The organism is Alteromonas sp. a30 (genome assembly GCF_026788005.1).
Taxonomy (GTDB): domain Bacteria; phylum Pseudomonadota; class Gammaproteobacteria; order Enterobacterales; family Alteromonadaceae; genus Paraneptunicella.
The window spans coordinates 173,750-198,517 of record NZ_JABEPE010000003.1 but is presented as its reverse complement, the minus strand read 5'-3'; the positions used below and the strand labels follow the sequence as shown (position 1 = coordinate 198,517).

Below are 24,768 nucleotides of genomic sequence, written 5' to 3'. Positions count from 1 at the left end.
GCCAATGAAGATCACGTTACAAGATGCTTGGGGACTAGCGAGCGATAGACGCTTCGATAACCTAGATATGCCTATCTTACATGATCCGGTGAACTATGGTGCGAAGGCGGATATTGGGAGTCATTATGGTGAATTTTTATCGTTGAGCACTGATTTACCGCGGTCGGCAGGGGCGTTTACGCAGTTTTTAGCGGGCGAAAAAAGTGAAGTCTCTGAATTACCGTTTGAGCAACGAATCAGTGCCGTGTTGCGTTACTTATCATCACCTATGCGCTTTGAGCCGTTAAATTCCCCTGAAGTACATTATCCGGTGAGTTCTTTTGGAGGCTTACTTTCTTGCGGGATCAAGTTTGTGTGTCGTCATCCTGAGAAAAACGGATACGCTGAGGTGTTCCACTTTTATGGCAACTACCATGCACTGGAAAAACAACATGCCTGTGTTGAATGGCCTGACGCATTGCCCATAGGTGAATGGTTGGTTGTGATAACCGGACAATACTGGACGGTAGGAAGAAAGTATGGCGACTTTTCTCCCTTTGGTGTGGTGTTGGATTCTGGGATTATCTTGGCCCAGTTACAATATCTTTTGAATCTGTTCGGAATTGGTTTTTCAACAGGCAATCTAGACTTAAATCGTATTGGCGAGAGGGTGATTCCAACAGGCAGTTTCCAGCAGGTGCTTGCGGCTTTGCCAATAAGCGTACCGGACGAAGCAGCTACTATGTTGAACGGCTCTTTAAAGCCAATGGAAATTGCGGCTTACCAAGAACCTAAAGGGATAACTGAACGCTTCTCACTATTAAATGATACCGTTGATCTGCTTTCGGCATCATACGAAAAACACTGGCCCGAATCGCCTGAGAATGCTGAGACAGAATCGGATGCGCAGCTTCTTCAGTCGCTTCCCGATACCGATATTTTAGATGTAATTTATAATCGTACGTCGTCGAGTGACAGATTAGGTTTTTCCCAAATCAATAAAATGCTGGATGGCGAGTTCTTGCAGCGTTTCATGAAAACCTTCCACAAGCTTCGGTCTCGCCGCGCCTTATTGCCTCTAGAAGATAAACTGATGCTAAACCTTGCTTGGATCAACAATTTTGGGCCATCAATGGGATTATACAATGACCAAGCAGAGCCCATTTACATTGCCCAAGATACCAAGCAGTTTCGAAATATTCTTCAAGATCGCCTGTACAGCACGAATCAAAAATACAATATCGCCAGCATGACGTTAGAGATGTATATCTCCGTCGATACTTATCAAGTTTCAGAATTTGCGGGTAATAGCGCCTTTCGTTTGGCTCATATGGCTGCGGGCGCTGTAGCACATGATATGTGTTTGGTGGCGTCATTATTCGGTGCGTTTGCGCGACCAGTAAGAATGTTCAGAGATACCAAATTACAGCAACGTTTAGGCTTAGACGGACAGCTTCTTATGCAGGTGCTGGTGGGTTTTAATCGATACAACAACTATGCGCTAACAATATTATGACGACACAAACTCAACGTCGCTGGTCGGCGTTCCACATTTTTATGCATGACTCAGCGAAGCAAGACCCATTTTTGCAGAGCTGGTTGACGGTAAAAGCCAAGTCTTTGGTGGCGGCAAAAGAGGCCGAAAGTTGGTTTTTCCTTCGCTACTGGGATGGTGGTCCACATCTTCGTATTCGCTTTTTAAACTTGAAGGATGAAGCAGGATTATTGGCTGAGATACAAGATGCGGTATCAGCCTATAAAGCTGATGTTGCATTAAATGCTGAGGATTACTATGCCGGGCACAGTTTTGATGGTGAGCCTGTCGATATTCAAAGCCTAGAATGGCATCACGATGGTGACGTTAAGATCTATCCGTACGAGCCAGAATATGAGCGCTACGGGGGGCATGAAGCCATCATTGTAAATGAAGACCTGTTTTATGCGTCTAGTCAAATCGCAACGGCGATTATTAACGCCACAATGGGCAAGTTTGAACAACGTATACAGTTGAGCCTGAAATTTATTATTTGCAGCATTTTTGCCGTGGTGCCGGATAATGAGGCGTTAAAAATGTTTGCCACGCATTACGCCGACTTTTGGCGTGGTCATGCTCAAGGCGTTGATGCCAGCATCGACTCGAATGCTGCTGCTCAGCTCAAACAAAGTATTGAAGTCTTTAAGCAAGAAACTATCAACGGCACAGCAACGGGTGCTATTGCGATGTGGATTACGTTGATAAAACAAAGTGTAGAGCGCTTTCGTAAAGTCTACCTGGATGGTAATTTGGTTTCTCCTGTGGATGGCTCAAAAGTCACAACAGAAGAGCAGTATCAAATGACTATTATGAGTATGATGGGTTCACAAATTCATATGCTAAACAATCGTTTAGGTGTTTCTACAGCGTATGAGTTTGTTTTATCTTCGCGTATTCGTGACGCGTTAATCAGTAATGAGGGATAGGCGATAATTTTATGATAGGTGAATTACTCCTAGCCTGGGCAAATATAAAACGACACAGCCTGCGTACTGTGTTGTTACTCTTTACTATTTGCACCGGATTTTTGATCTTCGGCGTGTTGGGCACGTTGAATTTTTCAATGCTGGGGGGCAGCGATACTTTTGCGCAAAGCCGTTTAATGGTTATTAGCCAAGGCGGTTTAACCAATCCTTTGCCGTTGTCCTATCAGCAACGTATCGCGGGTATTGACGGTGTGCAATCGGTGGGTCATGCAACTTGGTTTGGGTTGCATTATCAAGACACTGATCAGGATATTATGTCTTTTGCAGCCGACGCTGACACTTGGATTCTTCAACACCCTGAAATGGAAATAAGCGATGAGGCCATTCGTGATTTTTTGAATACCAAGAATGGGTTATTAGTCAATTATCATATCGCGCAGCGCTTTGGCTGGCAGGTCGGAGACATCGTACCGCTTAAAAGCATTTTGTTTCAGCCAAAAAGTGGCGAAGGGTTTTGGTCGTTTAAAATCAGTGGGTTCTTTACAACAACAGATGCCTCAGGTGGTCGGAAGTATGTAATTGCTCACTACGATTTTCTTAATGATAGCCGCTTAATTTGGCCGAATACGGTTGGTGCATTTATTATTGTCCCCGAACCGGGAATAGAGCCAAATGACCTAGCTACGCGCATCGATGATCACTTTTTGCGCTCTTCGAACAATACGTTTACGGCGACAGACAAAGCATTCCATGACGACTTTTTTAAACAGTTTGGTGATGTGTTTTTCATCATTAAAAGTGTGGTGCTTATTTCCTTTTTATCCATCGTGATTGTGGTCGCCAGTACCATTGCACTAACAGTGCGTCAGCGTACTCGTGATATAGGCGTGCTCAAAGTTATTGGTTACGCTAATGCAAAAATCTTCCGAATTATTTATTTCGAAACGTTCATTTTAGTGGCAATGGGGAGCATATTGGGGTTGCTCTGTGCATTTTTCGTGAATAAGGCGATGATTTATTACTGGCCTATTATTCCCGACATTAACCTACCTCGGTTTGTGATGTTACAAGCCCTAGGCATTGCTGCGGCATTGGTCATTATCGCCGGCCTTATCCCGAGTGTGTTAGCGCTTGGAATGAAACCAGCGGAGGCATTTAAGGTCCATGAATAAGTTCCAGCTTTACTTATACTTCTTCTCTGTTTCGACGCGGTTCATCTGGCAACAGAAGTGGATGTCGTTAACATCCATAATGTCTATTACTTTAGTGATGGTTGTGTTAATTGGATTTTTATCAATGGCGAAAGGGTTTGAACACGCCTTAGCCAGTTCTGGCTCGCCTAATATCGCGATTGGTTTAAGTTCTGACGCTGAAACGGAAATTACCAGTAGCATCCCGCAAGAAGAGGTCGATATTTTACAAGGGATCGTCAATCAAACTTATGGTGGGAAATATCCCATATCACCAGAACTCGTTATCGTCGTGTCCGGCGACTTAAAAGAAGATAAATCTAAGATCAATATTAACCTACGTGGTTTAACGCCAACAGGAACTCAATTGCATGAAGGCTTTGAAATAGTTGAAGGGCGTATGTTTAAGCCGGGTACCGCTGAGTTAGTCGTGGGTGAAAACTTGTCTAAACGGGTTGCTGGCTTAGAAATGGGGAATACCGTGCGCTTAGGCGGCGTGAACTGGCGAGTTGTTGGTATCTTCAAGTTGCAGGGGAATTTGTTTGAATCGGAAGCGTGGGGCAGTGTTAAAACGGTGCAGAGTGATTTTGAACGACAAAACATGTACCAGTCTGTTCGTATTCCGATTCTAAATGACGATTCATTGTTCGACTTGTCATTAAAAATAGGTGAAGAGCGTCGTTTAGATACCATTTTGCAAACAGAAAAAGCGCATTTTGAGCAACAGTCGAGCAGTACAACGGGCCTGATCACTTATATTGGTTGGCCGTTGGCGATTATTCTTTCAATCGGCGCCTTTAGTGGCACGTTTAATAGTTTAAAAATGGCGGTTGATGCAAGGCAGCACGAGCTTCGTATTCTAGGTTTGCTAGGTTTCAGACGTACTATTTCATTCTCAATGCTCATGTATGAAGCGCTAGTATTTTCGGTTTTAGGCGCATTACTTGGCATTGTGGTTTCCTTCTTTTTATTTGATGGATTGCTAACTTCCACGTTTGGCAACAGTTTTAATACCGTTTCTTTTGCGCTTAGAGTTGATGTTATCACTTCACTCCAGGCTTTTGGTTTGGCCCTCGCCGTTGGCATTGTCTCCGGCATTATCCCTGCGTATTCCAGTACGCGAGTTAGCATGGGTAAAAAGTAAAAGGCACAGATTATGAGTGAAAAAATACAAGCTTTGAATGAATTAAGAATTGATCGCGACAGCCGCAATTCGGGTGTTAAAGAAGTGCGAAAAAGCTGGTATTTGTTGGGAGGAATTGTCGTAATCATAGCGCTGTACTTTGGCTATGAGCAATGGACATCTCAGGAAGTGCAAACTGGGGTAGAAACAACGAGAATTGCTGAGCAACTTGCTCGTGCAACAGGTAAGCAGAGCACGACTGGTAAAACATCACAAACGAACCTATCTGTCACGCCCGCTACGGAATTTGCAAATAGTATTTTGGAAGTGTCTGGGCATATTACTGCTCAACGTATTGCTACCGTTTCCGCAAAAACCATTGGTTTGGTTGAAGAGGTTTATGTTGAAGAAGGAATTTACGTTGAAAAAGGCCAAGACCTTGCTCGTTTAGATACCCGCCTTGCCGAGTTGAACTTAAAGTTGGCTGTTAGCCGTCAGGATTTGTATCAAGCTGAAATTGATAGGCGTAATGCAGAAATTCTCGACGCAAAACGCAAACTGGCACGCCAAACTGAGCTGATGAAAACTAACTTCTCTAATCAGTCAGACATCGATACGCTTGCGATTAATTTAGAGGTGCTAAAAGCAAATTTAGCGACCGCCAAAACAAATCTGCGTTTAAATGAAATTGAAGTGGAGCAGCTAGAGAAGCAACTTGATGATCATATTATACGGGCTCCCTTTTCTGGAGTTGTAACCGCAACCAGCGCACAGCCGGGAGAAATCATATCGCCTAGCTCAGCAGGGGGTGGGTTTACACGTACAGGCATTTGCACCATCGTCGACATGTCCTCGTTAGAAATTGAGGTGGATGTTAATGAGTCATTTCTGAATAAGATTTATCAAGGACAGCCTGTTAAAGCTGAGTTATACGCTTACGAAAATTGGTCTTTCGATGGCCATGTTAAGAATATTGTTCCAACCGTTGATCGTTCAAAAGCGACTGTACGAGTTCGTATTGAAATAGAAAATAAGTCAGACCGGATTTTGCCGAACATGGCGGTAAGAGTCAGTTTTATTGATGAATCCAACGGTACGCAAGTGGGGATGAAGTAAACATGATTAAATTACAGCATGTTAAGAAAAGTTATTATCGCAAGAATTCCGAAGTTCGCGTATTTGACGATTTGAATTTCGAAGTTAAAGAAGGTGATTTTTACGCGGTAATGGGGCCTTCAGGCACAGGAAAAAGTACCTTTTTAAATATCGTTGGCGGTGTTGATCGTGTTGATGGCGGAGAGTATTGGTTTAACGGGCAACGCATCGATAACTTCAGTGAGAGCCAATTGTCAGATTGGCGCTCTCAAAATGTTGCGTTTATTTTTCAGTCCTTTAACTTACTAAAAATACTGACCGCCGCAGAAAATGTGGAATTGCCTTTGTTGTTAACTAGCTTATCCTCCGCAGATAGAAAGCGTCGAGTCATGAAGGCGTTGGAATTGGTTGGTTTACAAGAGCGAGCGGAACATTTACCCGATGAATTGTCGGGTGGTCAACAACAAAGGGTCGCTATTGCTCGTGCAATCGTATCAGATACACCATTAATTTTGTGTGATGAGCCAACAGGAAACATTGATGCTGAAGCTACGGAAGAAATTCTTGAGATTCTGCAACTGCTTAACAAAGAGTTTAATAAAACTATCGTGATGGTAACGCATGACATACATGCGGCAGAGTATGCCAGCAAATTGTTCTCCTTAGAAAAAGGTAACTTTGAAGAACAACTGATGAATCAAGCGTAATAAAAGAGGTTAAGTTAATGAATGTATTTCGTATTTTAGGATTGGCTGCTATCTTAGCGCTTGTTGGTTGTGGTGAGGATAAAACAACTGAATATTCAGGTACCTATGATCTAAAGATCGTTGCTACTGATATTAATTCTTCAGGGGGTTTTGTTCGCGGCGTTTTATGTACTGAAAAAGAAGACTTTCCCAATCAGTGCGCCATTGCCAAAGATGTCGAAGCTTCTGCAGGCCAGGTAGTTTGGGAATTTATAGGGGTGCCTGCGGGGGAATATGCTTTCGCAGCCTATCATGATGAAAACAATGACAATAAAATTAATTTTGTTGATGGCAGAATGCCTTCTGAAGGTTTAATGTTTAGCAATAATTCGATGGGACGCGCAGGGCCACCGAGCTTTAAACAAAGCGCGTTTAAGTTAGTTAAAAATACGAAAATGGTCGTTCAGGCAAAGTATTTCAGTCAAAACGGTGGATAATGATGACAAATTTGGATCAGCTTCGGGCAGATTTTGAGAAAACGAGTAACCGTGCTGTTTCATTTCCAATTGCTGGCGCGCTTGTTTGGTTCATTATAGGTATCGTCAGCACCCAACTTTCTACTTACTACGGTCTCCTGTTTATGTTGTTTGCCAGCGGGGCTATTTTTCCTTTAGCGCTACTGGTTGCCAAGATACGTAAAGAAAATGTGATGGCTTCAGAAAATCCCCTATCAAAATTATTAGCGTTAGGGGTGTTAATGGTTAATTTGTTATGGGCAGTGCATGTACCGTTAATGATGAAAGCACCTATTTTCGTGCCATTAAGTGTTGGAATTGGATTGGGTCTGCATTGGATTATTTATTCGTGGATAGTGTTGCACCCTGTAGGCATAATCCATGCTATTTCGCGCACGGTTTCTTGTGTACTGGTTTGGTTGATTGTACCGAAAGAACATTTGCTAACTGGCATAGCGAGTGTCATTGTGATTTGTTATGCGCTGAGTATTTACATCATGTTGACAAGAGAGATACCAACACGAAAGCAAGAAACGGAATCTTAGTGGTAAGTTTTTGCGTGGGAAAGCGTAATCAAGGTGGCATCTTTAGTGGACTAAATAAAGATGCCAATAAGAAAGAATTATTTAATTAATCGTACAATTTTTTGAACCACTTTTGGATGACCAGCCACGATTTCGCCACTTCTAAAATGCTCATGTCCACCATTAAAATCAGTTACTAAGCCACCAGCTTCTTTTACGATTAACTCTCCTGCTGCAATATCCCAAGGCTTAACGCCTTTTTCCCAGTAACCGTCTAAGCGGCCTGAAGCAACATAGGCCATGTCTAGCGCAGAACTTCCAGAAGAGCGAATATCGCCAACAAGAGGGTATATTTGGCTAAAGCGCTGAATTGCTTCGTTAGCGCCTTCTTTATTTTTGTAAGGGAAACCGGTTGCTAGCAAAGTCCCTTCAAGATCTTTAAGGGTGTTAACACGCAATCGGTAATTATTCATTTGAGCACCTTTACCGCGCGATGCAGTAAATAACTCATGACGAATTGGATCGAAAATAACGGCTTGATCTAATTTCCCTTTGTACATTAGGGCGATAGAAACAGCAAAGTGTGGGACGCCCATAACGAAATTAGTAGTGCCATCGAGTGGATCGATAATCCATTTGAAATCTTCTGAACCATCGGTGATACCAGATTCTTCACCTACAAAGCTGTGATCAGGATAAGATTGCTTGATTTTGCTAATGATAAGTTGCTCGGCTTCCCTATCAATTTTAGTGACATAATCATTATCACCTTTACGTTCCGGTTTAATATCAACCTCGGATTCAAAACTACGAGCGATCATATCTCCCGCAGCGCGCGCAGCGCGGACTGCAATATTCAGCATCGGATGCATGTGGTACCACCAAATTGTAAAAAGAACTGGAAAGGATAAAACTAAGACGCAGCCTTAGCTCAGAGCGGCGCGCACTCTAACAGAGATTGTTCGTAAAATAAACCGATTTTAGTGCCTCAGTGTTAAGGTCCTGTTTTCCCTTGAATCATTGCACGTGAACTCAGGTTAAGTTTGATGGTAAATGCATTGAATATTTGTTCGGTAGTTGCCGAGTCTTTCATATTTAATAAGTTAAAGGCGATTGCTTGTTCTAAGGTCGATATGAATGCTGAATGTAATTCTTCAGATGTCATGTAATAGCTTGCATCAATAGCGGCCGAAGCAGATGCAGAGCCTAAACAATCCTTGCCGTAAATCAGATACTCAATTGTTCGTTTGGTTAGGCTCACCAAGTGATACAGATGATCCCAATCGGGGTAGGATTGCCCCGTTAACCATTTTTGGAACGTCTTTTCTGATAAGTTGAGTCCGATTTCATCGTAGTACAACTTCAGGCGCTTAGCTCTTCCTCGTTCCTTCCAACCAAGGGAGTCTAATGCTTCATGAAGTCGATGAGCGAAATCTGTTTTTGAATGGAATTTTGTCATGTGACTTATATTACGCCTTTCGGTAAAAAAATTAAGTATTTTATTGATTGGCAAGCAATTTTCTCAGTATTTGGAAATAAAATTATTCAGTTACTTTTGCTTAATAAGAGGTATCGACCTACGAATTCTTGAAAATACTGTATATTAATACAGTATTTTTGTACAGGTAAACGCTCGAAATGATAAAGCTATTGTGTCTGCCAACTATTGCAAAATTGGGTAAAGTGGCACTCTGAGGTCTTTATCGGCATTTCTGAGAAAATTAAAACGGATGAATTGTGTTAAAAAATAATTTGTCGTTCTATTTATGTCATCATTAGCCTTTGCTTTACGTTTTAAGCAAAGGCTGTGGCGGTAAAGCGAGGTGTTATAAGTAGAACTCCATAAATGTTGCTGAGCCATTTTCAGGTTTGAGTTCATAAGGTTTGAATCCAAAACGGCGATAGGCTTGATAGGCAACTGTATTTCCGGTTAATACTTCTAAGGTGATTTTACAACAGCCTCTTTTTTTCCCTTCTTCGCACACGGATTGTATTAATGCTCGACTTAATCCTTGACCTCTAAAATCGGAATGCACAACTAAGTCGTGAATATTAATTAAAGGTTTACAGGCAAATGTAGAGAAACCTTCAAAACAGTTAATTAATCCTGCAGGCTTATTATTAACGTAGGCAATGAAGCTAAAAGCAAAGCTGCGTTTGGCCAGCTCATTTGATAGGTTTTGTTTAACGTTTTCTTTTAATGGTGAGGCTCCACCCATTTCATCTTGAGCATAATGGTCGAGCAAATACACAAGGTCTTTAGCATGTTGAGGGTTATTATAATCAACGTATTTCAGGTTTGGATTCATTAATAACGGCCCTTTTTAGAGTGTTAAGCGCAGGATAAAAGGCTATGTTAGCGTCATTTGAGCAAAGGTACTTAACTATTATTTAAATTTTAAATTTGGCGATTTTAAGCGACCAAATAAATACTCGTTGTTTGATTGTTGATAAATTATTAATAAAATTGCCGTTTTGGGTGTTAAAACAGCAATTTTACACTAGACGGGTGTTAGGAATGGTGCTACCTTAAGCTTGTTTACACCAGTATGCCCCTGTATTTCATATTTTCTAGCCGAAAATTTAAATAAACTACTTTTAACTTAGAACTAATTACTGATTCAGAAAATCGCACTTTAATAGCGATTGATCAATCAAAAGACCCACCGTTATGAATCTAACCGAATTAAAAAAGAAACCGATTAATGAATTAGTCGACCTTGCAGAAGAAATGGGTATTGAAAACATGGCCCGCGCTCGCAAGCAAGACATTATTTTTGCCATTCTCAAAAAGCACGCCAAAAGTGGTGAAGACATTTTTGGAGACGGGGTGCTGGAAATTTTGCAAGATGGTTTCGGCTTCTTGCGCTCAGCAGACTCTTCTTATTTAGCTGGGCCGGACGATATTTATGTTTCTCCAAGCCAAATCCGTCGCTTCAATTTGCGAACAGGTGATACCATCGCGGGAAAAATTCGCCCGCCAAAAGACAGCGAACGTTACTTCGCGCTTTTGAAGATTAACGAAGTTAACTTCGATAAACCTGAAAACTCTCGTAATAAAATCCTATTTGAAAACCTTACTCCGTTGCACGCTGAAGAACGCATGCGTATGGAAAGAGGTAATGGTAGCACTGAAGACATCACTGCCCGAGTATTAGACTTAGCATCACCCATTGGTAAAGGTCAGCGTGGCTTGATTGTGGCGCCGCCAAAAGCGGGTAAAACTTTGTTACTACAGAACATTGCTCAGTCTATTGCGGCAAATCATCCTGAAACACAACTTATGGTGTTGTTGATTGATGAGCGGCCAGAAGAAGTCACAGAAATGCAACGTTTGGTACAAGGTGAAGTTATCGCTTCAACGTTTGATGAACCAGCGAGTCGTCACGTTCAAGTGGCTGAAATGGTTATCGAAAAAGCTAAGCGTTTAGTTGAGCACAAAAAAGACGTTGTGATTCTATTAGACTCCATTACGCGTTTAGCTCGTGCCTATAACACTGTTATTCCTTCATCGGGTAAAGTGTTAACAGGGGGTGTTGATGCTAACGCATTGCACAAACCTAAACGCTTCTTTGGTGCGGCGCGTAATGTTGAAGAAGGTGGAAGTTTAACTATTATTGCAACGGCGCTTATCGATACTGGCTCTAAGATGGATGAAGTTATCTACGAAGAGTTTAAAGGTACTGGTAACATGGAGTTGCATCTCAACAGAAAAATTGCTGAGAAACGTGTGTTCCCTGCTATCGACTTTAACCGTTCAGGTACACGTCGTGAAGAATTACTGACTGCACAAGATGAACTACAGAAAATGTGGATTTTGCGCAAGATCGTACATGAGATGTCGGAAATCGATGCGATGGAATTCCTTATTGGTAGATTGTCTATGACCAAAACCAATAATGAATTCTTTGACGCAATGCGTAAGCAAAAGAGTTAAAACTCCAAGCTGAAAGCGATTACTAAAAAAGCACCGAAAGGTGCTTTTTTAGTAATACGCCCAATGATAATAGGCTTACGAGCCGCGTTATTAAATAATAAATTGGCTCTTATGTATTTTCTTATTCTGAGCGAACTAAAGTATTGATTAGCTCATCTTCGTAGCCAAAACGGTCTTCGAGTTGTTGCCCTAAATGTGCCAATGCGTTATCAAAACTATTTAACTCATCATTTTCATCGATGGAAGCAAATTCATCATTAAAAGATAACGCCGCATCAGTGCTGTCAGAAAACTTTGGCAGAATTTTTTCGGCAAGTGCTATGTCATCGGTATCATCTAATATCTTTTCGTAGATCTCGAAATGCCCAGCAGAAATATAATCCATTAAAATTTCACAAAAAGCTTCAATATCGGCTTTTCTCGGCAATGCATCAGTGCGTTCAAAAGGTGGAAGACCAGCCAGTTGACAATATTGAACGAGAAGCTGTTTTCTTTCCTCAAACCAGTTATCGATGGTTGTATTGAAGCCACCCCATTTTTCTTTAGCTTGCGCCAGTTTGGTCAGCATGGGCTAATCCTCTTATTCTTTTTGGTTGCCGTTTGTAAAGTATAACAAAAAGCGTTTATTACAAAAGTTATCTTATGGGGAATGGGCAAAACGCTATCACAGTGTTAATCTCGAACAGATGTGTGCCAAGCATTTTAAGGGAAATATGATAACGCAGAGTCCTATAATTAATGGGGACACAGTTGCCTACTGGATCGTCATTAGTGAAGACAATATTTTAAGTTTTGGAAACAGCAATCAAATTTTGCATTGCTGTTGGCAAGATTTGGCCTGCATTCACGCCTATGAAGATAACATTATTGGTGTCGGCTCGCATAACAATAAGCCATGTTATTTGGTAGATACCGGTGCTGAGTTAGTCGATTACGATGGCGGAGAATACATTGGGTTACGAATGGCGCTGATGGAAGCAGAAGCGAATCTATTTGGTATTTTAGCGCGGGCATGGCAGATAGCGCTGTTTATGAGAACTCATCGATTCTGTGGTCAGTGTGGCTCCAGAATGCACAACGTCGGGTGGGAGATGGCGGTGCAATGCGGCAATTGCTCGCACCGATGTTATCCCCGTATCTCCCCTTGCATTATTGTAGCGATACGGGACGAAGATAGAATTTTGCTCGCCCAAGGTGTTCATCATAAAGCGGGAATGTATTCCACTCTCGCAGGGTTCGTGGAAAGCGGTGAAAGCTTAGAGGAAACCGTTCATAGAGAAGTCTTTGAGGAAGTGGGTGTTCGCGTTAAGAATTTAGAATACTTTTCCAGTCAACCTTGGCCGTTTCCGCATTCTTTAATGGTGGGATTTCTGGCAGAATATGACGGTGGCGAACTCGTTCTAGACGAAAAAGAAATTGTGAGCGCAGGTTGGTATACAAAAGATAACTTACCTCTTATTCCACCTAAGTTTTCGATTGCGGGTCAGCTAATAGAGGCAACGTTAAATAGAATTGAGCAAACGCAGTCTTGATGTTGCCTTTGCTGAAACGCACATGCGCTAGCAGGACGGTATAAATAAAGAAGCCTTGCCGATTGGCAAGGCTCTAATGTTTTATAGCGCTTCGGCTCTGTTTTTCAGAACTCGTTGTTATTGTAAATCGCATCGCGCAATCAAGGTATAGCAGAGCTTTTTTAAAATAGGCAAGTTTTTCTGAAAAAAAGTCTAAATTGGCATGTTTTTACTTGTAATGGGTAGAAAATTCGCTGTTAAAAACAAGATTGTGTAGAATAATTCGGATAACCATCTTAATCAGAGATAGCTAAAAATTTATGCAAGCACTTAAAAATGAGCGGTACTTAAAGGCGTTGTTAAAGCAACCCGTTGATAGAACTCCTGTTTGGATGATGCGTCAGGCGGGCCGTTATTTGCCAGAATACAAAGCCACTCGCGCCCAAGCTGGCGACTTTATGTCTTTATGTAGAAATGCAGAGTTGGCTTGTGAAGTCACGCTTCAACCTCTACGTCGTTTTGACCTTGATGCAGCTATTTTATTTTCCGACATTTTAACCATCCCTGACGCAATGGGGTTGGGTTTGTATTTCGGTGAAGGTGAAGGGCCGAAGTTTGAGCGCCCAATTCAGTCCAAAGCTGATGTCGACAAAATCGGTATTCCTGATCCCGAGGGGGAATTGCAATACGTAATGAATGCCGTTCGTACGATTCGCAAAGGGTTGAACGGTGATGTGCCATTAATTGGTTTTTCTGGAAGTCCGTGGACACTCGCTACGTATATGATTGAAGGCGGTTCCAGCAAAACATTTGGTAAAATCAAAAAAATGGGATTCGCGGAGCCAGCAACGCTTCATGCGTTGTTGGATAAACTTGCTGAAAGCGTCACATCTTATCTTAACGCACAGATTGCTGCGGGTGCTCAAAGTGTGATGGTTTTTGATACGTGGGGTGGTGTGCTGTCTCCACGAGACTACAAAGACTTTTCTTTGCAATATATGCACAAAATAGTGGATGGGTTGACCCGAGAAAATGAAGGTCGAAAAGTACCCGTCACTCTGTTTACCAAGAATGGCGGTCAATGGATTGAAGCTATTGCAGCCACAGGATGTGATGCTATTGGTCTTGATTGGACTATCGATATTGCCGATGCAAGAGCTAGAGTTGGAGACAAAGTTGCCCTTCAAGGCAATATGGATCCATCCATGCTTTATGCCACGCCAGAGCGTATTCGAGAAGAAGTAGCGTCGATTTTGGCAGGGTACGGCGAAGGATCAGGACACGTGTTTAACCTGGGCCATGGAATTCACTTAGATGTTCCGCCGGAGAACGCAAAAGTATTTGTTGATGCCGTGCATGAACTCAGTGCTCAGTACCATAAATAAATAGCACGCTTTGAAGAAGTGAGATTCTAGAGTAATTTGATAGAGCCCGTGTTTAACGGGCTTTTTTACATCTTTTATTTATGCATCCCGAGGTAAACCTTTTTCAACACTTCGCACTAATCTTAGTATTTGGCGTTCCTGCTGTATGGGAATGCGTTGGTCATTTTGCTTTCGCTTTTGCTCTGATATTGCCCATAAGATATGTTCTGCAACCAGTTCAGAGCTATTCACTCGTTTAACCTCAAGTGCGTCTAATATGGCGTTATCGAAGTCTGCATTTCCTAAAGCTATCGCAATGTTTCGTTGCCACCTTTCATAACCAATACGTCGAATTGCTGAGCCTTCGGTATATTTTAAAAATTGAGTCTCAGTCCAATTAAAAAGTGTCAATAAACTAGGGGATTGCAGCGACTCTCGAGTGTGAAAGTCAGGTTCTTGCGTAATTTGACCAAATCGGTTCCAAGGACAAATAAGCTGGCAATCATCACAACCGTAAATACGATTTCCCATTGCTCGACGGAATTCCACAGGAATTGAACCACTATTTTCGATGGTAAGATAAGAGATGCAGCGCCTTGCATCCACAGTATACGGCGCAACAATAGCTTGAGTTGGGCAGATTTTCAGACAGGCGACGCACGAACCGCACTTTTCTTCCACTGGCGTGTCCGTTGGCAGTGGTAAATTGATAAATAGCTCACCTAGGAAAAACCACGATCCTGCTTCTTGGTTGAGCGTCAAGGTGTGTTTCCCTGTCCAACCTATACCCGCTTTTTCGGCTATAGCATGTTCAAGCACTGGCGCTGAATCAACAAATGGACGAAATTGGGTATTGCTAAAATAGGCTTGAATTTTTTCGCCTAATTTTTTTAGTCTGTTGCGCATTAACTTATGATAGTCGCGCCCATGTGCGTAGCGGCTTATATAAGCTGAGTTGGTTTTTCTAAGGCTTTTTGCAAACTTGGCATCGGGAGGTAAATAGTCCATTCTTACACTAATTATGCGTAAGGTACCTGGGACCAATTGATCAGGTTTATAGCGCTTTTCTCCATGAGCTCCCATAAACTGCATTTCGCCGTGATACCCTTTTTCGAGCCAGTGAGAAAGCGCTTCCTTGTGTTGCTCTAAGTTAATATCAGAAATACCAACTTGTTGAAAACCAAGCTCTTTGCCCCAGTTTTTGATATTGTTGGCGAGTTGATCTAGCTCTGACTGCGGGAGGTCGGACATTGAATTCTTATGTAAACATTTTTCCTCAGGAAAGTTTAACACACAAAATTTATAAGGCTGAGCAAGTTCGTAAAGTGGAACCTGTGGCGGCAAAGCAAATGGGTGTCGCCATGTACACACTCATGGAACGTGCAGGTTTAGCCGTGTTTAACTGTTTGAGACAGCGTTACGCTTATGCAAAAAAGATAGTTGTCCTCGCAGGGAAAGGAAATAACGGCGGTGATGCATATGTTGCAGCTCGCCTCGCTCATCATCAAGGAGTGCAAGTTACATTGTGTGAATTTGCTGATGTAGAACGGTTGTCGAATGATGCCAAAAAAGCAAGGCAGGCTTGGGCATCGCTTGGTATTTCCACGACGCATTGGCAAGATATTAATTTTTCCGATTTTGATGTGTGTATCGATGGCCTGTTAGGAACCGGAATTCAAGGTGAAGTCACTGCGCCTTTCTCTGATGTTATCGAAAAAGTAAATAATAGCTCAGTTCCCGTGATGAGCATTGATATTCCCTCTGGATTGAATGCCGATACAGGCTCAGTTTGCGGCAGTGCCATATGTGCCGAGCAAACCATCACATTTGTTGGCATTAAAGCTGGTTTGGTTACAGGGATCGGCAAACAACACACAGGTGTATTGCATTTTGACGACCTAGGCATCGGAGACGTATTCCAGCGTTTAGCCGACTCCAAAGGGCGTGTGTTTAGCTTTAACGATTTGCACCCACTGCCTAAACGTGAGTTGTATAGTCACAAAGGCAATTTCGGCAAGTTGTTATGTATTGGTGGAAATGAAGGAATGTCTGGCGCTATTCGTATGTCGGCTGAAGCGGCAATGCGTTGCGGGGCTGGGTTAGTTAAAGTCTTCTGTCACCCGACTAATGTCGCCATGGTTGCCAGTGGTCGTCCTGAACTTATGGTTATGAGTGATGATGAAGCGCTAAAGTCAGCACTTCATTGGTGCGACAGTATTATTATTGGCCCTGGATTAGGCACTAATGTTTGGGCTTCACGCATATTAAAGTTGGCGCTTGACCACGCTCTTGAAACTCATAAAGCACTCGTTGTTGATGCAGATGCACTTAATTTATGTGCTCAGGATCGCAAACTGGTTTTGCCAAAGCATCTAGCGATTATTACCCCTCATCCTGCGGAAGCTGGAAGAATGTTGCATACTCGTGTTGAAGAAGTGGAACGTAATCGTTACCAAGCCGTGAATGAACTTGCCAATCGTTTTGATTGTGTTGCGTTACTAAAAGGGGCGGGTACTATCGTTGCATCGCAAGGTAATCTTTGGGTGTGTGAAAATGGTAATCCGGGAATGGCAACGGCTGGAATGGGGGATGTGTTAAGTGGCGTCTTGGGAGGCTTGTTAGCTCAAGGAATGGGATTAAGGTTAAGTGCTATATACGGTATGTGCCTTCACAGTTATGCTGCCGATTTAGCGGTTACTGGTCAGGGAGAGCGAGGTTTGTTGGCAACTGATTTACTTCCGTTTTTGCGTCAGCTAGTGAATTCTGCTGAGATTGCAGTGTAAAATGCAGTCGTTAGATTGATCACGAGAGAGAAGTTACGTTGAAGTTTACGCTTGAGTTGAATACACAAGAAGAAACAGAGGCTTTTGCAGCTAAAGTTGCAATGGCATGTAAAGGCATTGAGTCCGTTGTATCTATTCATCTTATTGGTGACTTAGGAGCAGGTAAAACAACGTTTTCTCGGGGGTTCATTCAATCTTTGGGCTTTAGTGGGCGTGTGAAAAGCCCAACTTACACTTTAGTTGAGCCTTATGAAATCGGTGAACTTAACGTATTTCATTTCGACTTGTATCGATTAGCCGATCCCGAAGAGCTAGAATTTATGGGGATTCGCGATTACGAACAATCGAATAGCATTAATTTAATCGAGTGGCCAAGTAAGGGTGAAGGCTACTTACCTCCTCCGAGTATTTGTATTAACATAGGTTTTATTGAACAAGGACGCGTTATTGAGGTCGAAAGTTTGGATACAATCGGTGAACAAGTAATACAAAAGCTAGACAAAAAATGAGTGTCAGAACCTTATTAAACACAACTGGACTGTTTTTATTTAGTATTCTTGTGCCGATGCTGGCACAGGCAGCGAATATGGTTGATAGTATTCGCGTTTGGCCATCTCCTGCAAACACACGCGTTGTAATTGACCTCAAGCAAACCCCTAAATTTACCTATTTTTCATTAAGTAACCCGCAACGTTTGGTTATCGATCTTGCCGATACCAAAAACCGTTACCAATTATCCAAACTATCCCATGATAGTAATTTGTTAAGAAAGGTTCGTACTAGCCAAGCAAAATCAAAAGGTGATTTACGTTTTGTTCTAGATTTAACCAAAGCAGTAAAAGCTCAGGTATTTGCTCTACCACCGACAGCGCCTTATGGAAATCGATTAGTTATCGACTTAACTGATTTAGAACGATCCAACACGGTAGTAAAAGACCAGCTTTCAGCTAAGCGCAACCGAGATATTGTTATTGCTATTGATGCAGGACATGGTGGTGAAGATCCGGGCTCAATTGGGCGAGCAGGAAGTTACGAAAAGAATGTCACGCTAAGTATTTCCAAAATGCTTGCGAATTTAGTAAACAATGAGCCTGGCATGTCGGCCGTATTAACTCGATCGGGCGATTATTATGTAGGACTGAGTCGCCGGCCTGAGCGCGCTAGAAAGTCTAAATCTGATTTATTAGTGTCAATTCACGCAGATGCTTTCACTACACCTCAACCAAGTGGTGCTTCTGTTTGGGTGTTATCCATGAACCGGGCTAATACCGAACTCGGTCGTTGGATGGAGAAAAGTGAGCGCCACTCCGAGCTGCTAGGCGGCGCAGCGGAAATTATTCAAGATACCGCCAATGAACGCTATCTAACGCAAGCGCTATTAGATATGTCAATGGATCACTCTTTAACGACGAGTTATCAGGTGAGCCGAGGCATTTTGAAAGAACTGAGGCAGGTGACAAAACTACATAAAAAGCGTCCACAAGCCGCTAGCCTTGCTGTGTTAACGTCGCCGGATATTCCTTCTGTGTTAGTTGAAACCGGGTTTATCTCGAATCCTAGAGAAGAGAAGAATCTGAACTGGAGCAAGTACCGTAAGCGTTTAGCAAAAGCCATTTTTCGAGGCATCAAAAAACATTTTCAAGAAACCCCGCCTGATGGCACCTTATGGGCGAGCTGGCGCTCTCAGAATCGTACTCATAGAGTGCAAAGCGGCGAATCCCTCTCACTTTTGGCTAAACGTTATAATGTGTCTGTTCCCAATTTGAAAAAAGCAAATAACTTAAAATCGGATTTGGTCCGCATCGGTCAAATACTGACCATTCCAAGCAGCTAAATGAACTGAATGCTGTCGCGTTTACCTTTATCAAGTCGAGAATGTCTTTTTGAGTATTAAAATATTACCTGCCCGATTAGCTAACCAAATTGCTGCCGGTGAAGTGGTTGAGCGTCCCGCTTCGGTTGTCAAAGAACTGCTGGAAAATAGCATTGATGCAGGTGCAACCAAAATAGAGGTTGAGGTCATCAAAGGCGGGCACAAACGTGTGCTGATTCGAGACAATGGTAAAGGCATCGTTAAGGATGAATTGATGTTAGCGTTAAGTCGCCATGCAACCAGTAAAATTGCCACCCTAGAAGACTTAGAAAGCATTGCTAGCTTGGGGTTTCGCGGTGAAGCATTGGCTAGCATTAGCTCGGTGTCCCGACTCACATTAACCTCTCGTCCAGAAGAACAGAAGCAAGCATGGCAGGCGCAATGTGAGGGGAGAGACATGGAAGTGGTACTGACTCCCGCTGCGCATCCTAAAGGAACAAGCGTCGATGTGCAGGATTTGTTTTTTAATACACCCGCTCGACGCAAATTCTTACGCACAGAAAAAACTGAATTTACGCATATTGATGAGCTGTTTAAACGAGCGGCATTAAGTCATTATGATATTCACTTTACCTTGCGACATAACGACAAAGTTGTGCGTAACTTCCCTGTTGCAAGAAGTGAATCAGCAAGATTAAAGCGTGCGACTCAAATATGTGGCAGAAGCTTTGAGCAAAGCGCGATAGAGTTCTCCAGCCAATATCAAGACATCCAATTTGAAGGATGGATAACAACGGCAGAAGGTGCTCGCAGTCAAAATGATCAGCAGTATGTGTATATCAATGGTCGGATGATGCGAGACAAACTCATCGCTCATGCGATTCGCCAAGCCTATGACGGGTTGATAGCTTCGGATATGTATCCTGCTTATGTGGTTTATCTTTCCATGCCAACGCATATGTTGGATGTTAACGTGCACCCAACAAAGCAAGAAGTGCGTTTTCATCAGGCAAGGTTAGTTCATGACTTTATCTACAAGGCGGTAAACGACACGCTACAACAGCAACTTTCTCAGATGAATGCGCTCGTTGGTGACGATTCAAATTTGAGTGCATCAACGCACGACTCAACTGATATTAACGTCGATTCTTATTCTGGCACTGCTTCGGAGCACGCGGCACACACTTATTCTCAACTTCATGATGAGCAGGCTACTCATCAATATATTAAGCCGTTGCAAACACACGATCAGATTGATGAACAGCCAGCGTATCAAGTTCACCAGCAGGCATATTCATCATCTAGTCGGCAATATCCTGGGTATCAGCCAGAACATAAAAAATCAGGAAAGGGATTTGAGGCAGCGGCGCAAAACTACCAACGTTTAATGCAAGCATCACCTTTGCCAAAGCACGCTCAAGCTAAAACACAACAAGAAGGGAAGTTACATCAAGTCAGCACCGATGATGCGTCTTTACAAGGCTTGTTTACTTTGAATGAGCACAATATGCTGGTGCGTTGGCAAAGTGCGATTTACATTTGTGCGCCGTTTGAAATTGAACGTTTGAAAGTGGCTGATGAGTTTCGTCAGCATGTACCCGTTTCTCAGCCATTATTGATGCCCGTTGCGGTGTCAATTAATGCAGAGCAAGGAAAGGTGTTTAACGCTCACAAATCCGAATTCTCACATTACAATATTGAGCTAGTGCAAGTGAATAAGAAATTGGTTCTAAGGCAAATTCCCGCAGGGTATCGACACCTTGATTGGGCCAATGCCATTCACTCCCTGTTAGATGATCTAGCAACGGGCTTGGCCTTGGAAAGTGCATTTATCAATTGTATTGTTTCGCCCCACAAGTGTTATTCAGAAGAACAGCAGTTTTCGCTTTGGCAATGGTTTGAAAGTCATTGTGAAAAAGAAAATGTTGAGGTGCTAAGTACGGCACTGCCGTCCTCCAAGCAACTCGACTTTACTCAATGGTTAGTGTGTCATGAACAATAAACACCCTCTTGCAATTACAATTATGGGACCAACGGCTTCAGGCAAAACCGCGCTCGCTATTGCACTAACACAACAACTACCATGCGAGATTATTAGTGTCGATTCCGCACTTATATATCGGGATATGGATGTGGGAACCGCTAAACCTACAGCAGAAGAACTGGCACTTGCCCCGCATCGCTTGATTAACATTTTAGACCCTTCAGAAAGTTACTCTGTTGCCGATTTTAGAAAAGAGGCTTTGGCAGAAATGGCTGATATTCATGCAAGAGGTAATATTCCAGTGCTTGTTGGTGGTACGATGATGTATTTTAAAGCGCTCGTTGAAGGGATTGCTGAACTCCCCGCTGCCGATATGAATATTCGTCAAACGATTGAAAGGGAAGCTAAAGAAAAAGGTTGGGAACACCTTCACGATGAGCTGAAAGTGATCGATCCTGAGTCGGCATTACGTATCCATCCTAATGATCCCCAGCGATTAGGGCGAGCTATCGAGGTGTATCGCATTAGTGGTCAGCCAATGTCTCGTTTGATGAAATTGAACAGTGATCCCGCTCCTTATCAATTTTTACAATATGCCATCGCACCAAAAGAGCGGGCGACATTGCACCATCTTATTGAACAGCGATTTGATGAAATGTTAAATATGGGGTTGGAAAAAGAAGTGTCTGCCCTTATGAATAGGGGGGACTTAAATTTGGACCTACCTTCAATGCGATGTGTGGGTTATCGCCAAATGTGGCAATACTTAGCTGGTGAGCTAAACTTGCAGGAAATGCGAGAGAAGGCGATAGCAGCAACAAGGCAGTTGGCTAAACGACAGTTGACTTGGTTACGGGGATGGCAAAACCTTACTTGGCTGAATACATTTGATCACGAAAATATAAATTTAGTGGTAAAGCACGTTAAAGCCGTGCGACCTTAGTCCTTCGTACTATACAGGCAAATTAAATACTGTATACTGAGGAACAACCGCGAAAGAAGTAAGAAAAACAATAACTAGAAGATCCATTTGAGAGGCACATAATGGCAAAGGGACAATCACTCCAAGATCCTTTTTTAAATGCTTTGCGCAAAGAACGCATTCCCGTGTCCATTTATCTGGTGAATGGTATAAAACTGCAAGGTCAGATCGAATCCTTCGATCAGTTTGTTATTTTGCTTAAAAATACCGTTAGCCAAATGGTATATAAACACGCAATCTCTACCGTTGTTCCTGCTCGCGCAATTCCGATGTCGGTTAACAACAATGATGATGGGGATGACGCCTAACCACAATGGTGATAGAGGGTTAATGCTTGTTTGACCGTTATGAAGCCGGTGAACGGGCGATTTTAGTTCATATTAACTTTTCCGATGAATCATCTAGAGAGGATCTGCATGAATTGCAGATGCTAGCTTCATCAGCAGGCGTGAGTGCGGTAGATGTTATAACAGGCTCGCGTCGTGCGCCTCATGCGAAGTTCTTCGTAGGCAGTGGTAAAGCAGAAGAAATTGCTAACGCGGTAAGCGCTACCGATGCTGACGTTGTTATTTTTAATCACGCCTTATCTCCTTCCCAAGAAAGAAACCTCGAGTCGGTTTGTAAGTGTCGAGTATTGGATAGAACTAGTCTAATTTTGGATATATTTGCACAACGTGCGAGAACTCATGAAGGTAAGCTTCAAGTTGAGCTCGCCCAACTCAAGCATATTTCAACACGATTAGTGAGAGGGTGGACCCACTTAGAGCGTCAAAAAGGCGGGATTGGGTTGCGCGGTCCCGGCGAGACTCAATTGGAAACGGATCGCCGTTTATTGCGTGAGCGGATTAAAACGATCACTCGTCGTTTACAGAAAGTCCAAAAACAACGTGAGCAAGGGCGTAGAGCAAGAGTTCGTAATGAGGTCCCTACAGTTTCATTGGTTGGCTATACTAATGCGGGTAAATCCACTTTATTTAATGCTATTACGCAAGCTGGGGTTTACGCTGCGGATCAATTGTTTGCAACGCTTGACCCAACGCTCAGAAAAATAGAATTACAAGAAGTAGGGCCCGTAATTTTAGCTGACACTGTAGGCTTTATTCGTCACCTTCCTCATGATTTGGTGGCGGCCTTCAAAGCAACATTGCAAGAAACCCAAAGTGCTGATTTATTGTTACATGTTGTTGATTATTCTGACGATAAATATAAAGAAAATATCGATCAAGTTAACGAAGTGCTAGATGAGATTGGTGCAGGTGATGTACCCCAATTAGTGATTTGTAACAAAATTGACAGGTTAGACGGTATTGCACCAAAAATTGATAGAGATGAAGAAGATAAGCCTATTAGAGTGTGGGTTTCAGCCCAAGAAAATAGTGGTCTAGAGCTCTTAAAGGAAGCGTTAACCTCATGTTTAGCGAATAATATGGTGCAATATCAATTACGAATTCCGCCACAACAAGGTAAACTGCGCGGAGCATTGTTCGGATTGAACTGTATTATGTCGGAATCGTACGCCGACAATGGAGATTGGCTGGTCGATGTCAAAATGCCAGCAAAGGATTGGCAGCGCTTAGTTAAACGCGCTGAAAGTGACCTGACTTCGTATTTAGTGCAAATGCATTAAAAGCAATATTCATCAATTAATTGACGGAGAAAGCGATGGCTTGGAATGAGCCCGGGAGTAACAATAACAACAAAGACCCTTGGAAAAACCAAGGTGGCCGAGATCAGGGTCCCCCTGACTTAGACGATATTTTTAAAAATATTTTTAAGAAGTTCGGCGGGTCTGGTGGCCGTAAAGGTGGTGGCTTCGGTGGAAAAGGGCTGGGAGGCGCTGGTTTAGGCGTTGTCATCGGCATTCTACTCATCGTTTGGTTTATCAGTGGGTTTTATACTGTAAAAGAGCGCGAAAAAGGGGTTGTTTTACGTTTTGGTGAGTTCAGTAAATTAGTTGAGCCGGGATTACAATGGCGTCCAACCTTTATTGATACAGTGACACCAGTTGATGTACAAACAATTCGCTATCTGCCAGCATCAGGGTTCATGTTAACCGGCGACGAAAATGTTGTCAGAGTTGAAATGGAAGTGCAGTACAAAGTAATCGAACCATATGATTACGTGTTTGCAGTTACCAGCCCAGATGAAAGCTTAAGACAAGCGCTAGATTCAGCACTTCGTTATGTTGTTGGTCATTCAGAGATGGATGATGTACTAACAAGTGGACGCGAGATCGTGCGACAACAGGTTCGTGAAGAATTAGAAAACATTATTTCGCCTTATAACATGGGGATTAGTGTAACCGACGTGAACTTTAAAGATGCGCGCCCGCCGGAAGAAGTTAAGGCTGCGTTCGATGATGCGATTGCCGCTCAAGAAGATGAGCAACGCTTTGTTCGAGAAGCAGAAGCGTACGCAAGAGAAATTGAGCCTCGCGCACGTGGTCAAGTGCGTCGTATGGAAGAAGATGCTCATGCTTATAGAGAGCGAGTTATTTTGGAAGCTAACGGTGAGATTGCTCGATTCACAGAGCTTTTACCGCAATATCAAGCTGCGCCAGAAGTGACTCGTCGCCGTATTTATCTTGAAACCATGGAGCAAGTGTATAGCAACACGAGCAAAGTCATGGTCGATAACAAGGGAAGCGGTAACATGATGTACCTACCTTTAGATAAGATCATGGAACAAAATCGTAATGCTCGTCCTGCTGCGAGTTCACGTAATACTGTAGAAGGGTTACGCTCAAGTTCACCGGGAACGGTAAATACGCCAGCAACTTCTAGCAGTCGTTCAGATCGTTTTAGCGGTGGGAGGAACTAATT

24 protein-coding genes are annotated in these 24,768 nt (G+C 42.8%); 19 read left to right on the top strand and 5 right to left on the bottom strand.

The window, feature by feature from the left end; translation table 11 throughout:
- Positions 1–4: 4 nt before the first annotated feature.
- Genes HJG39_RS04820 through HJG39_RS04785 form a run of 8 tightly spaced genes read left to right on the top strand, consistent with a single transcriptional unit; the run spans position 5 to position 7,593 of the window.
- The gene (locus tag HJG39_RS04820) at positions 5–1,495 is read left to right on the top strand and encodes a hypothetical protein (protein WP_268407388.1); all 1,491 of its coding nucleotides are present in this window, start codon (positions 5–7) and stop codon (positions 1,493–1,495) included.
- Positions 1,492–2,439: a thiopeptide-type bacteriocin biosynthesis protein gene (locus HJG39_RS04815; RefSeq protein ID WP_268407387.1), complete on the top strand. Its 948-nt coding sequence runs from the start codon at positions 1,492–1,494 to the stop codon at positions 2,437–2,439. Before HJG39_RS04820 ends, HJG39_RS04815 begins: the two co-directional genes overlap by 4 nt.
- An 11-nt stretch (positions 2,440–2,450) precedes the next feature.
- Positions 2,451–3,611: an ABC transporter permease gene (locus tag HJG39_RS04810; RefSeq protein ID WP_268407386.1), complete on the top strand. Its 1,161-nt coding sequence runs from the start codon at positions 2,451–2,453 to the stop codon at positions 3,609–3,611.
- The gene (locus HJG39_RS04805; protein ID WP_268407384.1) at positions 3,604–4,773 is read left to right on the top strand and encodes an ABC transporter permease; all 1,170 of its coding nucleotides are present in this window, start codon (positions 3,604–3,606) and stop codon (positions 4,771–4,773) included. Before HJG39_RS04810 ends, HJG39_RS04805 begins: the two co-directional genes overlap by 8 nt.
- 12 nt (positions 4,774–4,785) lie before the next feature.
- A complete protein-coding gene (locus HJG39_RS04800) occupies positions 4,786–5,868 on the top strand; it encodes an efflux RND transporter periplasmic adaptor subunit (protein ID WP_268407382.1) in 1,083 nt (360 codons plus the stop codon).
- A 2-nt stretch (positions 5,869–5,870) separates the two neighbouring features.
- Positions 5,871–6,554 (top strand): ABC transporter ATP-binding protein, encoded by a 684-nt coding sequence (locus HJG39_RS04795; protein ID WP_268407380.1) that lies wholly within the window; start codon positions 5,871–5,873, stop codon positions 6,552–6,554.
- A 17-nt stretch (positions 6,555–6,571) separates the two neighbouring features.
- Positions 6,572–7,030 carry a DUF2141 domain-containing protein gene (locus tag HJG39_RS04790; protein ID WP_268407379.1) on the top strand — a complete coding sequence of 153 codons (459 nt, stop codon included), beginning with the start codon at positions 6,572–6,574 and terminating at the stop codon, positions 7,028–7,030.
- A complete protein-coding gene (locus tag HJG39_RS04785) occupies positions 7,030–7,593 on the top strand; it encodes a DUF7010 family protein (RefSeq protein WP_268407378.1) in 564 nt (187 codons plus the stop codon). The genes HJG39_RS04790 and HJG39_RS04785 overlap by 1 nt, the downstream gene beginning before the upstream one ends.
- Before the next feature lie 77 nt (positions 7,594–7,670).
- Here the strand turns inward: HJG39_RS04785 and suhB are convergent, their stop codons facing one another.
- The 3 genes from suhB to HJG39_RS04770 form a co-directional block, all read right to left on the bottom strand.
- Positions 7,671–8,444, bottom strand: coding sequence for an inositol-1-monophosphatase (gene suhB, locus HJG39_RS04780; RefSeq protein WP_268407377.1), 774 nt, complete (start codon positions 8,442–8,444; stop codon positions 7,671–7,673).
- Positions 8,445–8,566: 122 nt separating this feature from the next.
- On the bottom strand, positions 8,567–9,031 hold the full coding sequence (locus tag HJG39_RS04775) for a hypothetical protein (protein ID WP_268407375.1): 465 nt from the start codon (positions 9,029–9,031) through the stop codon (positions 8,567–8,569).
- A 367-nt stretch (positions 9,032–9,398) separates the two neighbouring features.
- Positions 9,399–9,881, bottom strand: coding sequence for a GNAT family N-acetyltransferase (locus HJG39_RS04770; RefSeq protein WP_268407374.1), 483 nt, complete (start codon positions 9,879–9,881; stop codon positions 9,399–9,401).
- A 362-nt stretch (positions 9,882–10,243) separates the two neighbouring features.
- Here HJG39_RS04770 and rho point away from each other — a divergent pair, with 362 nt between their 5' ends.
- Positions 10,244–11,509, top strand: coding sequence for a transcription termination factor Rho (rho, locus tag HJG39_RS04765; RefSeq protein ID WP_268407373.1), 1,266 nt, complete (start codon positions 10,244–10,246; stop codon positions 11,507–11,509).
- Between the two features lie 121 nt (positions 11,510–11,630).
- Here the strand turns inward: rho and rsd are convergent, their stop codons facing one another.
- Positions 11,631–12,077: a sigma D regulator gene (rsd, locus tag HJG39_RS04760; protein WP_268407372.1), complete on the bottom strand. Its 447-nt coding sequence runs from the start codon at positions 12,075–12,077 to the stop codon at positions 11,631–11,633.
- 145 nt (positions 12,078–12,222) lie between these two features.
- Between rsd and nudC the strand changes: the two genes are divergently transcribed.
- Positions 12,223–13,041 (top strand): NAD(+) diphosphatase, encoded by an 819-nt coding sequence (gene nudC / locus HJG39_RS04755; RefSeq protein WP_268407371.1) that lies wholly within the window; start codon positions 12,223–12,225, stop codon positions 13,039–13,041.
- A gap of 299 nt (positions 13,042–13,340) precedes the next feature.
- Complete coding sequence (hemE, locus tag HJG39_RS04750) at positions 13,341–14,405, top strand: uroporphyrinogen decarboxylase (protein WP_268407369.1); 1,065 nt, start codon at positions 13,341–13,343, stop codon at positions 14,403–14,405.
- 78 nt (positions 14,406–14,483) lie between these two features.
- On the opposite strand, the gene queG is transcribed toward hemE, so the two are convergent.
- Positions 14,484–15,635 (bottom strand): tRNA epoxyqueuosine(34) reductase QueG, encoded by a 1,152-nt coding sequence (queG, locus tag HJG39_RS04745; protein WP_268407367.1) that lies wholly within the window; start codon positions 15,633–15,635, stop codon positions 14,484–14,486.
- Between queG and HJG39_RS04740 the strand changes: the two genes are divergently transcribed.
- From HJG39_RS04740 to hflK, 8 genes are all read left to right on the top strand, one after another.
- A complete protein-coding gene (locus tag HJG39_RS04740; RefSeq protein WP_268407366.1) occupies positions 15,635–17,167 on the top strand; it encodes an NAD(P)H-hydrate dehydratase in 1,533 nt (510 codons plus the stop codon). The two genes, queG and HJG39_RS04740, sit on opposite strands and share 1 nt — an antisense overlap.
- Before the next feature lie 38 nt (positions 17,168–17,205).
- Positions 17,206–17,676 (top strand): tRNA (adenosine(37)-N6)-threonylcarbamoyltransferase complex ATPase subunit type 1 TsaE, encoded by a 471-nt coding sequence (gene tsaE, locus HJG39_RS04735; RefSeq protein WP_268407364.1) that lies wholly within the window; start codon positions 17,206–17,208, stop codon positions 17,674–17,676.
- A complete protein-coding gene (locus tag HJG39_RS04730; protein ID WP_442780996.1) occupies positions 17,673–19,001 on the top strand; it encodes an N-acetylmuramoyl-L-alanine amidase in 1,329 nt (442 codons plus the stop codon). Before tsaE ends, HJG39_RS04730 begins: the two co-directional genes overlap by 4 nt.
- Positions 19,002–19,050: 49 nt before the next feature.
- Entirely contained in the window at positions 19,051–20,982 is a 1,932-nt protein-coding gene (mutL, locus tag HJG39_RS04725) for a DNA mismatch repair endonuclease MutL (protein ID WP_268407363.1), read from the top strand.
- Positions 20,972–21,907 (top strand): tRNA (adenosine(37)-N6)-dimethylallyltransferase MiaA, encoded by a 936-nt coding sequence (miaA, locus tag HJG39_RS04720; protein ID WP_268407362.1) that lies wholly within the window; start codon positions 20,972–20,974, stop codon positions 21,905–21,907. The genes mutL and miaA overlap by 11 nt, the downstream gene beginning before the upstream one ends.
- Before the next feature lie 101 nt (positions 21,908–22,008).
- Positions 22,009–22,254, top strand: coding sequence for an RNA chaperone Hfq (gene hfq, locus HJG39_RS04715; RefSeq protein WP_268407361.1), 246 nt, complete (start codon positions 22,009–22,011; stop codon positions 22,252–22,254).
- A gap of 26 nt (positions 22,255–22,280) precedes the next feature.
- A complete protein-coding gene (gene hflX, locus HJG39_RS04710; protein WP_268407360.1) occupies positions 22,281–23,573 on the top strand; it encodes a ribosome rescue GTPase HflX in 1,293 nt (430 codons plus the stop codon).
- A gap of 35 nt (positions 23,574–23,608) precedes the next feature.
- Complete coding sequence (gene hflK / locus HJG39_RS04705; protein ID WP_268407359.1) at positions 23,609–24,766, top strand: FtsH protease activity modulator HflK; 1,158 nt, start codon at positions 23,609–23,611, stop codon at positions 24,764–24,766.
- Positions 24,767–24,768: the final 2 nt, after the last annotated feature.

Coding starts and splice junctions, on each gene's coding strand:
- HJG39_RS04820 (WP_268407388.1), top strand. CDS start 5: ATGAAGATCACGTTACAAGATGCTTGGGGACTAGCGAGCGATAGACGC.
- HJG39_RS04815 (WP_268407387.1), top strand. CDS start 1,492: ATGACGACACAAACTCAACGTCGCTGGTCGGCGTTCCACATTTTTATG.
- HJG39_RS04810 (WP_268407386.1), top strand. CDS start 2,451: ATGATAGGTGAATTACTCCTAGCCTGGGCAAATATAAAACGACACAGC.
- HJG39_RS04805 (WP_268407384.1), top strand. CDS start 3,604: ATGAATAAGTTCCAGCTTTACTTATACTTCTTCTCTGTTTCGACGCGG.
- HJG39_RS04800 (WP_268407382.1), top strand. CDS start 4,786: ATGAGTGAAAAAATACAAGCTTTGAATGAATTAAGAATTGATCGCGAC.
- HJG39_RS04795 (WP_268407380.1), top strand. CDS start 5,871: ATGATTAAATTACAGCATGTTAAGAAAAGTTATTATCGCAAGAATTCC.
- HJG39_RS04790 (WP_268407379.1), top strand. CDS start 6,572: ATGAATGTATTTCGTATTTTAGGATTGGCTGCTATCTTAGCGCTTGTT.
- HJG39_RS04785 (WP_268407378.1), top strand. CDS start 7,030: ATGATGACAAATTTGGATCAGCTTCGGGCAGATTTTGAGAAAACGAGT.
- suhB (WP_268407377.1), bottom strand. CDS start 8,444: ATGCATCCGATGCTGAATATTGCAGTCCGCGCTGCGCGCGCTGCGGGA.
- HJG39_RS04775 (WP_268407375.1), bottom strand. CDS start 9,031: ATGACAAAATTCCATTCAAAAACAGATTTCGCTCATCGACTTCATGAA.
- HJG39_RS04770 (WP_268407374.1), bottom strand. CDS start 9,881: ATGAATCCAAACCTGAAATACGTTGATTATAATAACCCTCAACATGCT.
- rho (WP_268407373.1), top strand. CDS start 10,244: ATGAATCTAACCGAATTAAAAAAGAAACCGATTAATGAATTAGTCGAC.
- rsd (WP_268407372.1), bottom strand. CDS start 12,077: ATGCTGACCAAACTGGCGCAAGCTAAAGAAAAATGGGGTGGCTTCAAT.
- nudC (WP_268407371.1), top strand. CDS start 12,223: ATGATAACGCAGAGTCCTATAATTAATGGGGACACAGTTGCCTACTGG.
- hemE (WP_268407369.1), top strand. CDS start 13,341: ATGCAAGCACTTAAAAATGAGCGGTACTTAAAGGCGTTGTTAAAGCAA.
- queG (WP_268407367.1), bottom strand. CDS start 15,635: ATGTCCGACCTCCCGCAGTCAGAGCTAGATCAACTCGCCAACAATATC.
- HJG39_RS04730 (WP_442780996.1), top strand. CDS start 17,673: ATGAGTGTCAGAACCTTATTAAACACAACTGGACTGTTTTTATTTAGT.
- miaA (WP_268407362.1), top strand. CDS start 20,972: ATGAACAATAAACACCCTCTTGCAATTACAATTATGGGACCAACGGCT.
- hfq (WP_268407361.1), top strand. CDS start 22,009: ATGGCAAAGGGACAATCACTCCAAGATCCTTTTTTAAATGCTTTGCGC.
- hflK (WP_268407359.1), top strand. CDS start 23,609: ATGGCTTGGAATGAGCCCGGGAGTAACAATAACAACAAAGACCCTTGG.